This window comes from Pseudomonas sp. FR229a (genome assembly GCF_030209115.1).
GTDB lineage: Bacteria > Pseudomonadota > Gammaproteobacteria > Pseudomonadales > Pseudomonadaceae > Aquipseudomonas > Aquipseudomonas moraviensis_A.
The window spans coordinates 60,856-72,396 of the sequence record NZ_JARVSP010000035.1 but is presented as its reverse complement, the minus strand read 5'-3'; the positions used below and the strand labels follow the sequence as shown (position 1 = coordinate 72,396).

Below are 11,541 nucleotides of genomic sequence, written 5' to 3'. Positions count from 1 at the left end.
AGTACTCGGCTACGAACCGAGCGGTCACAGGTTCGAATCCTGTCGAGTGCACCATATACCAAGAAGCCCGCGTTTAACGCGGGCTTTTTGCTGTCCGGGATTTGGCTTTTCCCTTCACACAGCCTCTTTCATCAAAATCAATTTGAGCACTGCGCCCTCGCTTGAGGTCGTAACGATAGCTTGTGGTCGACGTACGCGTATTGATCTTGTCCGGCTTGCCCAGCGCGCTTTCGACATCCCGCTGGCTCATGCCGACAATGACTCGCCGGTTGATGATCGCTTCGCGCCGCTGCCTGTTATCGGTCAGGTTTCCACATTTATGCTCGGCACCGCCGATGATGCCCGGTTCGCGTCCGCTGTCTTTCATGCCGTTCACGGCTTCGTGATTGAACTCCGGCATGATTGCGACCCAGCCGGGAGAATAGGGATGAACCTCCTGAAGCGACAGCTGTTCGTCGGCAGCGCAGCTCATTGATGTAAAGGTGACGCCACCGTCAGCGGCCTGGCAACGATGAAGTGTGGTGGCCTTGGAAGGCGTGACGTGGAGCAGAGCGGTCAGTAGAAAAAGCGCGGGTTTTGCTGGCATTCGATGTCCTCCATGACGATCTACGCTCAAGGGTAGTCGCTGCTTTTTCCATTGCCGGTGTGTTTTCTTTTCAAGATGAGTCGTCGCATTTGCACGGGTCAGGAAGGCGCTCAGGTTTGTTTCGCAAGCGCTTGTTTCAGCCGTGATTTTTTCAACGTTTTAAACCGTCAGGCGTGTATCATTGCGCCCGTCAGCCCCGCCGGGGCTTATGGAAATCCTCCATGGACTTACCCAGTAGTTGTTCAGTAAACCGTTTCACCAATCATGAATTGACTGATTGATCCTTCCGGCGTGCCCCGCTGCTGGGAGTGGAGTTCGCCTATGTCCGAAATCGAAGTAAAGAAAACTCAGGAAAGCCTGCAGGACCGCCTGGCTCAGGTCGTCGAGTTGCTGCAGCGCCAGCGTGTCGTTGAAGACCTGACTCATCGTCAGGAAGGTCCGCATCACGACCGCGTGGAAAACCTGGTTCACCGGCAAAACCTTGTCGAGCTGCAACGCAAGCTCGATGATCTGCACTCCGCCGACGTCGCCTACATTCTCGAAGCCTTGCCGCTGGACGATCGTCTGACCCTCTGGCAACTGGTCAAGGCCGATCGCGACGGCGACATTCTTCTCGAAGTATCCGATTCCGTCCGTGAAACGCTGATCGCCGACATGGACGATCACGAGCTCCTGGCCGCGGCCAAGGACATGGACGCCGACGAACTCGCTGACCTGGCTTCCGAGCTGCCGCGAGACGTTGTCCATGAGCTGATGGAAAGTCTGGATAACCAGCAGCGCGAACGCGTGCGCTCGGCCCTGTCCTATGACGAGGATCAGGTCGGTGCGCTGATGGACTTCGAGATGGTGACGATCCGTGAGGACGTCAGCCTCGAAGTGGTTCTGCGTTACCTGCGTCGCCTCAAAGAGCTTCCTGGTCACACCGACAAATTGTTCGTAGTCGATTACGACGGCGTGCTCAAAGGCGTGCTGCCGATCAAGCGTCTGCTGGTCAACGATCCGGAGAAGCAGGTCGCCGAAGTGATGGCCAGCGATCCGGTGAGTTTCCACCCGGACGAAGATGCCTACGACGCCGCTCAGGCATTCGAGCGTTACGACTTGATCTCGGCCCCGGTGGTTGACAAGAACGGCAAGCTGATCGGCCGTCTGACCATCGATGAAATGGTCGACCTGATCCGTGAGGAAAGCGAAAGCGAAGTCCTCAATATGGCCGGTCTGCGTGAAGAGGAAGACATTTTCGCGTCGGTGTGGAAATCCCTGCGCAACCGTTGGGCCTGGCTGGCGGTGAACCTGATCACTGCGTTCGTGGCATCGCGGGTGATCGGCCTGTTCGAAGGCTCGATCGAAAAACTGGTAGCGCTGGCGGCGCTGATGCCGATCGTCGCCGGTATTGGCGGCAACTCCGGCAACCAGACCATCACCATGATCGTGCGCGCCATGGCGCTGGATCAGGTCAGCACCGGCAACACCTCGCGATTGATGCGCAAAGAGCTGGCGGTCGGTTTGATCAACGGTCTGGTCTGGGGCGGGGTGATCGGTGTGGTCGCGTACATGCTCTACGGCAGTTGGTCGCTCGGCGTGGTGATGACGGCGGCAATGACGCTCAACCTGTTGCTGGCCGCGTTGATGGGGGTGTTGATCCCGATGACGCTGGCGAAGATGGGCCGGGATCCGGCGATGGGCGCCAGTGTGATGATCACCGCAATGACCGACAGCGGTGGCTTCTTCATCTTCCTGGGCCTGGCGACCATCTTCCTGCTCTGATCATCTGAAAACAAATACAAAGCCCGTCAAATTGACGGGCTTTTTCATGGCTGCGAAAACTCAAAACCGAGGCAAAAAAAAGCCAGCAACCATGCTGGCTTTAATGTGTTCGGTATGACTCAGGACGCGTCTGCGGCCATTTCAGCGTCGTGGGCGATCAGCGACACCAGGGCGTTTTGCTGACGATGCGACAACTGACGGAAGCGTTGCAACAGCTCGCGCTCGTGCAGCGACAGCTCCGGGCTGTCCAGGCGCATGCTCAGCTCTTCGCCCAGTGCGCCTTCCTGAATAAGACTCTGCTCAAGGCGCGCAATGATCTCGGAGTTCATGCTGCGATGATGATTGCGAGCCACCTCGGCAATGCGTTCACGCATTCCGTCTGGCAGACGTACGACAAACTTGTCAGCCGTACGGCTGGAATAAATTGCCTGTTTCAATGGGCGCATATATTTAACCGGTTAGTTCAGGGGAGCGGTTCTCGGGATTGGCCGCAGGATGTGTGGTAGGACAAGCATCCGGACCAATTGGTTCAACCTGAATTGTTAAGAGGCCGGCATCATGCCTCAAAATTGCCAGATCATTGGCGCCAATTCTGTGACAAATATTGAGCCGGGTAAAGGCGTAATGCCAGCACCAGTTGTCAGAAATGCGGACTGGTTGGAAAACTTTCCATCCATCCGTATCGCTGCATGCTTCGACATGCACATCTGTTGATGTCCGAAGACCTCGGAACGTGCATGCTATGCGGCTCGCTATTCTTATCCCTATGTGTACAGGATAGTGGCAATTTGCCGATTTACTAGAGGCAGGTCCCGTCGGAGGGCGTTTACAGGATGGATGGCAAGCTTTTTTACCTGATGGGACCGTCCGGTTCGGGCAAGGACAGCCTGATCGACGCATCGCGTGAGCCATTGCGTGAGTTGAACTGCGAAATCATGCGTCGGGTAATCACCCGATCAGCGGAGTCCGTCGGCGAGGATGCGATTGGCGTGACGCCGCAAGAGTTCGATCGGCAAAAGCAGGCCGGGGCGTTTTCTCTGGCCTGGCAAGCAAATGGCCTGTCTTACGGCATTCCCATGGAAATGGATCAATGGTTGCGAGGTGGGCGCCATGTCCTGGTCAATGGTTCAAGAGCAAACCTGCGCCAAGCGATGGAGTTGTACCCGGCCCTCGTGCCGATTCTGCTGACGGTCAACGACGAGGTTCTGCGCCAGCGCCTGCTCAGGCGGGGTCGGGAGACCCCTGAGCAGATCGATGCGAGACTGGCTCGCAATGCGCTGTTCAAAGACCGCAGATCCAGCGACAGCCCCGTTTATCACATCGACAATTCTGGCGACCTTGCTGACGCTGTTTCCGCGCTGCTGGAATTGATTCGGCTCAACGCAGAACCGGATCGAATTTGATCTTGCGCCCGGCGATCAGAGCCAGCACGAAAAGCACCGCAAACACGCCACAGCCAACCAGAGGCAAGGTGACTTCCGTCTCCTCGAACAGCGCCAGATGGGTAACGCCACTCAGTAAAGCGAGGATCAGAAATCCTGTCGCCGATTTGGACATGTTGTACTCCTGAAGATATTTCAAAAAACCAGACGTTCGGTGGTTGGCGCCGAGGCTTGCTCAGGTTCGCTGACCATGTGCGTAGAAGCGTCGCTGCGATCACTCAACACTGCCCACTGCGGCGCTTTCTGCACCTGCAGGTAATGCGGCATGCGTTGCGCCACTGGCTGCTCAACCTCAGCCTTGGGGAAAAAATGCGATCCGAGCAAGAAAGCCAAAGCCGCTGCGTTTGCAAGCAAGAGGGTGCTGTTCATGGCACGACGCTCCAAATTGTTCTTTTTGATAGAACAGGCATAGCAGTCGCCGTGCCAACAGTGTAACGGCTGATAAGTCCTTTAAAAACAAGGGTTTGGTAAGGTTTTTAGGAATGCGCTGATTGCAATCTGCAATGAGCGCATTTTCGCGTAGTGCAAATTGCCCGGTAAAAGTTCCCGCAATCTTGCAGGGCGCTTGCCTACACTTAAAAAGCCCTACGGACGACATGACAAAACAGGGGCTGGCCGTTAACATGCACGCCGTCTGTCGCGCCGCATACAGCCCGCGTCAATCAGTGTCTCAGTAGCTCAATTGGATAGAGCATCCCCCTCCTAAGGGGAAGGTTGCAGGTTCGAACCCCGCCTGGGACACCACCTCTTCAACACCGAAAAGCCCCGCCGCATTTAACCGTGCGACGGGGCTTTTACGTTGCGCGGCCTGTGCTTTTGGCACCCTGTCATTAGCGACCGTGGCGATGATTTCGCGGGGCGGTGCTACCGCCGATCAGTCGCTGTTCAGTTCGACTTTGCCGAGGGTACTGCTGACGTCGGTGATATGCCGACGTCCATAGACCTCGTAACCAGTCCCACTCGACTCGACCCCCGGTTTGCGCACGGCCAGTTGAGCAGATAAGCCGGTTTTCTCGCTGTAGCTGCCGAACCAGTCGATCAGCGCGCCGATATGACATTCGCCCTCGATCATCACGGGCAGATCGGTGATCTTCTCGATGGCGTAGTGCGTCGGGCCGTAGCTGTAGTAATCGTCGTCACCGGCGCCCGTGGGAGGAATTGGGCAAAGCGGCGCGTGATCGGCCGAGCCTAGGGCGACTTTCATCGCTTGAGTGATGGATTGCTCAAGTGCCGCGTGCAGATCCGCGTCAAGCTCATAGGTGCTGGTGCCATCCTCTTTATGTTGAGTCGTGGGCACTTGCAGGGAGTAAGCGTAACGCACGGACACCGTCGGTACCTGGCGGTTGATCTTCAGCGGATTGAGCAGATACAGGTTGTCGACACCGTAGGCGCTGTTTCGGTAGGCGGCATAAATCCTGTCGTGAAGCTTGATCCAGCTGATTGCCTGATTGGCGCCACGGTCGTTGGTGTAGAACAGCGAACTTTCCGGCTCGACCGATCTTTTGACAAACCGCCCGCCCGCCCGGCGCCAGGTTTCCACGTAGGTGAAAAGGCCGGTGCCGCCTGCGTATGTGTCGACGATAAGGTCGCGCTGGCCATCATTGTCCAGATCCAGCAGTGCGTAGGAAGTCCGTCCGGTTTCGGCGGCGCCGTCGATGCTTGAGGCGTTCAATGCTTTCCATTCATCCGCGCTCACGCCTTTGGGGCGCGACTTGGGGAAGTTGGTCTGCTCGCCGTAGCTGTCGACTGGATCGCCCGCGAACGATGTCTGCGAAGAATCGAAAGCCCGCGCGGCCAAGGCGCGTTCCAGCGCAAATTCCGGGTGGCTTTTGCTCTCGGCGCGAATGCTTTCCTGCAGATCGTTCATCGCCTGAAGATCCACGGCGTCCGGCTGCCACATTGCGGCGTGCGTCCATTGTGCCTGCAATGCTTGCAGGCGCTGGCGGTAGCTGCCATCCAGGCAAGCGACATCGTCTGCGCAGGCATTGCGGGTTTTCAGCCAGGCGCGCTGGGTGCCCTTGAGTTCAGTTTGAGTCGCTGTGGCCGTTGCCATCAGTTGGCGATACAGGCTGCCCATCTGCACATCGAGCTCGTGCAGCGCTTTATTCGCGCAAATGGTGTTTTCCGCGTCGTTCGCCGCTTTTGTGCAGTCCATTGCCGCCGCACTGATTGGCTGGATAAACAGAAGCAAACAGGCTGACAGGATGTAGCGTCCCTTGATGTACACGATTCAGTCCTTATGGAAATCCTTGAGCAGGCGCGCAGAGTAATACTCGAAGCAATATTCTTGAAGCACCACCCTCAGGCCCCGGCACTTTTGGCCGATAACCCGAACGGTGAGTTCACACTCGCGCGGAATCGCTTGATGGTGCATGGCCTCCCGCTATCATCTGCGCGCCTGAAATCGCCTCGGTTCGTTTTCTTCAATTGCCTGGAAATCCTCGATGTCGTCGTATCACCAAAAAAGCTTTCTGATCGTCGATGATTTTTCCGATTTCCGCAGTTCCGTGCGTTCGATGTTGCGTGAGCTCGGTGTCAAGGATGTCGATACTGCCGACACCGGCGAGCAGGCGCTGAAGATGTGCTCGCAGAAGTCCTACGATTTCATTCTTCAGGACTTCCACCTCGGCGACGGCAAGAAGAACGGCCAGCAGGTGCTCGAAGACCTGATGTCGGAAAAGCTCATCAGCCACGAAGCCGTTTTCGTCATGGTCACCGCCGAGACCAGTCAGGCGATGGTGCTCAGTGCTCTGGAGCACGAGCCGGATGCGTACTTGACCAAGCCGTTCAACCGTTCCGGACTGGCCCAGCGCCTTGAGCGCCTGGAGCAACGCAAGACCTTGCTCAAACCGATTCTGCAGGCCCTCGATCGCGGTAAGCCGGTCGAGGTGCTCAATGCCTGTATTGCCCTGTGCAAACAGGACATCCGCTATTCGCCGCTGTGCCTGCGCTACCGCGCCGACGCCCTGCGTGACATGAACCAGAACGAAGCGCTGGAGCGGCTCTACGACGGCATCATTGCCGACCGCCCGTTGCCTTGGGCCTTCGCCGGATTGGGCAAGTTGTTGTTCAAGCGCGGGCAGGTAACGCAGGCCAAAGAAGTTTATGAAAAAGCCCTTAAAGTCTTCCCGATGATGCCGGCGCTGTATGACGGCATGGCCGATGTGCTGGTGGCCGAAGGCGACAGCAAAGGCGCGCAGCGGGTGCTGGAAGAGGCGATTCGTTTGTCGCCGCTGGCGGTGCGTCGTCAGGCTCTGCTGGGCAAACTGGCGATGGCCAACGAGGATTTTGAGACCGCCTCGCGCGCTTATCGTCAGGCCGTGGCGCAGGGCGCGCAGTCGCGTTTCAAGGACCCGGAAAGCAACCTCGGTCTGGCGCACGCCCTGATCAGCAAGGGCAGTGATCGCGGCCTCGACACGCGCACGCGGCTGGAAATCAACACGACGCTCAGCGCTGTGGCTAAAGAGAACCCGAGCGATCCCGGCCTGCAAATTCGTGCGCGGCTGATGAAGGCCACCAGCCTGTTGCTCAACGACGCCGAAACCGCAGACAAACTTACCGAACAAGCATTGATGCGCCTCGATGGCATGGAGCAATTCATGAGTCCCGAGGCGGCGTTGCTGGTGGCCAAGCAGTTGCAGATGCTCGGTCAGGCCGAGGCGGGCACTTCGATGCTCAAGAGCTGCGCGGAGATCTACGGCGATGACCCGGCGGTGATGAAAGACATTGCCAAGCTCACCGACGATCCGACCATCCTCAGCTCGAGTAACGCTGCGGCCGATCTCAACCGTCAGGGCGTGCGCGTGTACAAGACCGGCAATCTGGTCGAGGCCCGCGAGGTGTTCCGCAAGGCGCTCAAGTTGCAACCGAAAAACATCAGTATTGCGCTGAACCTGGCCCAGTCGCTGCTGCACGGCACCGACACCAGTGTGCCGTCGGCGGAGCTGGAAGAATGTCGGGCCTGCCTGAAACTGGTTGGCCTGATGCCCGACACCGACGCGCGGTTTGCGCGTTATCAGAAGCTGAAAAGCAAGGCGTTTGGCGAATGAACCCAATTGATCCGGCGCTGGATTTTTCCACGGTGATTGCCTCCACCGTTCACGACATGAAGAACTCCCTGGCGATGTTGATGCAGGCGCACAGCCAGTGGCTCGCACGTTTGCCGAAAGAGCTGCGCGACGGCTCGGAGCAGGGCGTGATCGATTTCGAGTTCGCCCACCTCAACGGCATGCTCGTGCAGTTGCTCGGGCTGTACAAACTCGGCGTCAACCAGTTGCCATTGCAGCCGGCCTATCACGAACTCGACGATTTCATCGAGGCGCAACTGGCCGCGCACCAAGAGGTGTTCGCCAGTCGCGGCATCATCGCCACCTACGAAGTCGATCCGCTGAGCCCGCTGGGTTTCTTCGATCGCGAGCTGATCGCCTCGGTGCTCGGCAACTGCATCAACAATGCAATCCGTTACGCCCGCGAGTCGCTGCTGATCACCGTCAGCGACGAAGCCGGGCAATTGGTGTTGAGTATCAACGACGACGGCGACGGCTACCCGGCGCAGATGCTCGAGCGCCAGGCCGATTATGTGCAGGGCATCAATCACAGCAGCGGCAGCACCGGCCTGGGTCTGTATTTCGCCAATCGCATCGCGGCGCTGCATCAGCGCAATGGTGTCGAAGGGCGCACCGAAATCAGCAATGGCGGGCCGTTGGGTGGCGGGGTGTTCAGCCTTTACTTGCCCTGACATGACCTGTAGGAGCTGACGAGTGCAACGAGGCTGCGATCTTTTGATCTTGAAAAATCAAAGTCAAAAGATCGCAGCCTCGTTGCACTCGTCAGCTCCTACGCAAGATCCGGGATTTTTGTGGACGCTGCTTGATATTCCGAACAGGCGCAGCCTATTTTGTCCGGGTCGCCGTTCGCGGCTCGCACAATAACAAGGATTGCGTCATGACAACCGATGGCCAGGGTTCACTCGCGCAGCGATTGACCGGCATTGATGAGATTGAATGTGTCACCCCGGATCTGAACGGTGTGCCACGGGGCAAGGTGATGACCGCCGAGGGTTTCCTCGAAGGGCGGCGTTTGCAGTTGGCGCGGGGTGTGCTGCTGCAATGCATCATGGGCGGTTATCCGCCGGCGCGGTTTTACGGCAGCGATGACGGCGATCTGGCGTTGGTCGCCGATCCGGCGCAGATTCATCGTTTGCCCTGGAGCGACGAGCCCCGCGCCATGGCGATTTGCGACGCCGACGAACTTAGTGGGGAGAGCTCCAGCCTCTCGACCCGTGGCCAGTTGAAAGCGGTCATTGCCCGTTATGCCGCGCACGGTCTGGCGCCGGTGGTGGCGACCGAGCTGGAATTCTTTGTCTTCGCACCCAACACTGATCCGACTCAGCCGTTCCGTCCGCCGGTAGGCCTCGACGGCCGCCGCGAAGATGGCCAGTCGGCGTTCAGCGTCAGCTCCAACAACGGTCTGCGGCCGTTCTTCAGCGAAGTGTATAAATGCATGGCGGCCCTCGGCCTGCCACGCGACACCTTCATGCATGAGATGGGCGTAAGCCAGTTCGAAATCAACCTCCTGCACGGCGATCCGCTGCTGCTGGCCGATCAGACGTTCCTGTTCAAGCACCTGCTCAAGGAAGTCGCGCTCAAGCATGGGCTGAGCGTGGTGTGCATGGCCAAACCGCTGGCGCACACGCCGGGCAGTTCGATGCACATTCACCAGAGCATCGTCGGCATCGAAAGCGGCAAGAATGTCTTCACCGACTCGAACGGCGAGCCAACGGCGATGTTCCGCCACTTCATCGGTGGGCAGCAGGCCGGCCTTGCCGATTTCACCGCACTGTTCGCGCCCAACGTGAATTCCTATCAGCGCCTGTGTCATCCGTACGCATCGCCGAACAATGCCTGTTGGTCCCATGACAATCGCGCCGCCGGTTTGCGTATTCCCGCCAGCTCGCCGGCCGCACGTCGGGTCGAAAATCGTCTGCCGGGCGCCGACGCGAATCCGTATCTGGCCATCGCCGCCAGCCTGGCCGCGGGTTTGCACGGCATCGAACAGGAGCTGGAGCCGAGCGCGGCGATTCAGGGCGAATTCGCCGTGCCGGATAACCTCGCCTTGCCATGTACCTTGCACGCCGCGCTTGAACGTCTGAAACGTAGCCAGTTGGCCAGGGAACTGTTCGGAGCGGAGTTCATCGAAGGCTACATCGCTTCGAAGACCATGGAGTTGACCAGCTTCTTTGATGAAATCACTCCCTGGGAGCGCCGTGTGCTGGCCGCCCAGGCCTGACGTTTCGCCGCCATCGGGCTATCGTTGCGATAGCCCGGTACTTACTGCAAGGAGCCGCTCGGAACGCCGATGCGCCAAATCTGGAAATCCTTTCGAGCGCTGTATTTCGCCTCGCTGATGATGTTGATCGGCTCAGGCCTTCTTTCTACTTATCTGGCTTTGCGTCTGGCCGCCGACAATGTCGACGGTCTGTGGGTCGGTGCGCTGATGGCGGCCAACTATTTCGGTCTGGTGCTGGGCGGCAAGATCGGCCATCGCCTGATCGCCCGGGTCGGGCATATCCGTGCGTACTCGGCGTGTGCCGGGATCGTCGGCGCGGCGGTGCTCGGCCATGGCCTGGTGGATTGGCTGCCGGCGTGGATAGTGCTGCGGACGATCGTCGGTCTGGGCATGATGTGTCAGTACATGGTCATCGAGAGCTGGCTCAACGAACAGGCCGACGCCAATCAGCGCGGGCTGGTGTTCAGCGGTTACATGATCGCGTCGTATCTGGGCCTGGTGCTCGGCCAACTGATTCTGGTCATGCACCCCGGCCTGGGCCTGGAACTGCTGATGCTGGTGGCGCTGTGCTTTGCCCTGTGTCTGGTACCGGTGACCCTGACCCAACGGATCCACCCGGCGCCGCTGCATCCGGCGCCGATGGAGCCGCGCTTCTTTATCAAACGCGTGCCGCAATCGCTGAGTACAGTGCTCGGTGCGGGTCTGATCATCGGTTCGTTTTATGGTCTTGCGCCGCTGTACGCCTCGCAACAGGGGCTGACGACCGAGCAGGTCGGTCTGTTCATGGGTAGCTGCATCTTTGCCGGTTTGCTGGTGCAGTGGCCGTTGGGCTGGTTGTCCGACCGCTACGACCGCGCGCTGCTGATTCGCTGCTTTGCCGGGTTTCTCGCGGTGGCGGCATTGCCATTGGCGATCTTGCCGCAGGTGCCGCTGGAGGTGCTGTTCGTGGTCGGCTTCTTCTGTTCGCTGGTGCAGTTCTGCCTGTATCCGCTGGCGGTGGCGTTCTCCAACGACCACGTCGAAGGCGATCGCCGCGTGTCACTGACCGCCATGTTGCTGGTGACCTACGGCGTCGGTGCGAGCATCGGGCCGCTGCTTGCCGGTGTGCTGATGAAGTTTCTCGGCAGTCAGAGCCTGTATGCCTTCTTCAGCTTCTTTGCGCTGGTGCTGGTCTGGCGGATTCGCCCGAAAGCGGTCACCAATCTGCATCAGGTCGACGACGCGCCGCTGCATCACGTGGCAATGCCAGACAGCATGTCGAGCTCGCCACTGGTAGCGGCACTTGACCCGCGTGTCGATGAGCAGGTGGTGCAGGAGCAGATGGTCCAGGATCCGGCGCCGGCCTCTTCTGAGCCGGAACCGGTCGACCAACCGGAGGCAGGCGTCGAAACCGATCCCGCCGATGAACATGACACACCTGCGGCGGATATCAGCGGCGGCAGACCCTGAGATATCACGCGC

11 protein-coding genes and 1 tRNA gene are annotated in these 11,541 nt (G+C 58.9%); 7 read left to right on the top strand and 5 right to left on the bottom strand.

Going from position 1 to position 11,541, the window contains the following annotated elements:
• Nucleotides 1-73 precede the first annotated feature (73 nt).
• A complete protein-coding gene (locus QRN33_RS25340; protein ID WP_285410807.1) occupies nt 74-586 on the bottom strand; it encodes a cell envelope protein SmpA in 513 nt (170 codons plus the stop codon).
• 321 nt (nt 587-907) lie between these two features.
• Here QRN33_RS25340 and mgtE point away from each other — a divergent pair, with 321 nt between their 5' ends.
• Nucleotides 908-2,350, top strand: a complete 1,443-nt coding sequence (mgtE, locus tag QRN33_RS25335) for a magnesium transporter (RefSeq protein WP_016773597.1) — start codon at nt 908-910, stop codon at nt 2,348-2,350.
• 119 nt (nt 2,351-2,469) lie between these two features.
• On the opposite strand, the gene QRN33_RS25330 is transcribed toward mgtE, so the two are convergent.
• Nucleotides 2,470-2,796, bottom strand: coding sequence for an Arc family DNA-binding protein (locus QRN33_RS25330; RefSeq protein WP_003178899.1), 327 nt, complete (start codon nt 2,794-2,796; stop codon nt 2,470-2,472).
• 387 nt (nt 2,797-3,183) lie between these two features.
• On the opposite strand from QRN33_RS25330, the gene phnN reads away from it, so the two are divergent.
• Entirely contained in the window at nt 3,184-3,753 is a 570-nt protein-coding gene (gene phnN, locus QRN33_RS25325) for a phosphonate metabolism protein/1,5-bisphosphokinase (PRPP-forming) PhnN (RefSeq protein ID WP_285410805.1), read from the top strand.
• Here phnN and QRN33_RS25320 read toward each other — a convergent pair.
• Together QRN33_RS25320 and QRN33_RS25315 are read right to left on the bottom strand one after the other, a co-directional pair.
• The gene (locus QRN33_RS25320; protein ID WP_016773599.1) at nt 3,728-3,907 is read right to left on the bottom strand and encodes a PA3371 family protein; all 180 of its coding nucleotides are present in this window, start codon (nt 3,905-3,907) and stop codon (nt 3,728-3,730) included. The two genes, phnN and QRN33_RS25320, sit on opposite strands and share 26 nt — an antisense overlap.
• A 20-nt stretch (nt 3,908-3,927) precedes the next feature.
• A complete protein-coding gene (locus QRN33_RS25315) occupies nt 3,928-4,161 on the bottom strand; it encodes a hypothetical protein (RefSeq protein WP_042607195.1) in 234 nt (77 codons plus the stop codon).
• Between the two features lie 298 nt (nt 4,162-4,459).
• Here QRN33_RS25315 and QRN33_RS25310 point away from each other — a divergent pair.
• A tRNA-Arg gene (locus QRN33_RS25310) sits at nt 4,460-4,536 on the top strand.
• 130 nt (nt 4,537-4,666) lie between these two features.
• Here the strand turns inward: QRN33_RS25310 and QRN33_RS25305 are convergent.
• Nucleotides 4,667-6,019 (bottom strand): lysozyme inhibitor LprI family protein, encoded by a 1,353-nt coding sequence (locus QRN33_RS25305; protein ID WP_285410802.1) that lies wholly within the window; start codon nt 6,017-6,019, stop codon nt 4,667-4,669.
• A gap of 217 nt (nt 6,020-6,236) precedes the next feature.
• Between QRN33_RS25305 and QRN33_RS25300 the strand changes: the two genes are divergently transcribed.
• The 4 genes from QRN33_RS25300 (at nt 6,237) to QRN33_RS25285 (ending at nt 11,529) form a co-directional block, all read left to right on the top strand.
• Nucleotides 6,237-7,841, top strand: coding sequence for a tetratricopeptide repeat-containing response regulator (locus tag QRN33_RS25300; RefSeq protein ID WP_042607193.1), 1,605 nt, complete (start codon nt 6,237-6,239; stop codon nt 7,839-7,841).
• Nucleotides 7,838-8,530 carry a sensor histidine kinase gene (locus QRN33_RS25295; RefSeq protein ID WP_039757863.1) on the top strand — a complete coding sequence of 231 codons (693 nt, stop codon included), beginning with the start codon at nt 7,838-7,840 and terminating at the stop codon, nt 8,528-8,530. The genes QRN33_RS25300 and QRN33_RS25295 overlap by 4 nt, the downstream gene beginning before the upstream one ends.
• Before the next feature lie 308 nt (nt 8,531-8,838).
• On the top strand, nt 8,839-10,080 hold the full coding sequence (locus QRN33_RS25290; protein ID WP_172667873.1) for a glutamine synthetase family protein: 1,242 nt from the start codon (nt 8,839-8,841) through the stop codon (nt 10,078-10,080).
• A gap of 69 nt (nt 10,081-10,149) precedes the next feature.
• Entirely contained in the window at nt 10,150-11,529 is a 1,380-nt protein-coding gene (locus tag QRN33_RS25285) for an MFS transporter (RefSeq protein ID WP_285410799.1), read from the top strand.
• The last annotated feature ends 12 nt before the right edge of the window (nt 11,530-11,541 follow it).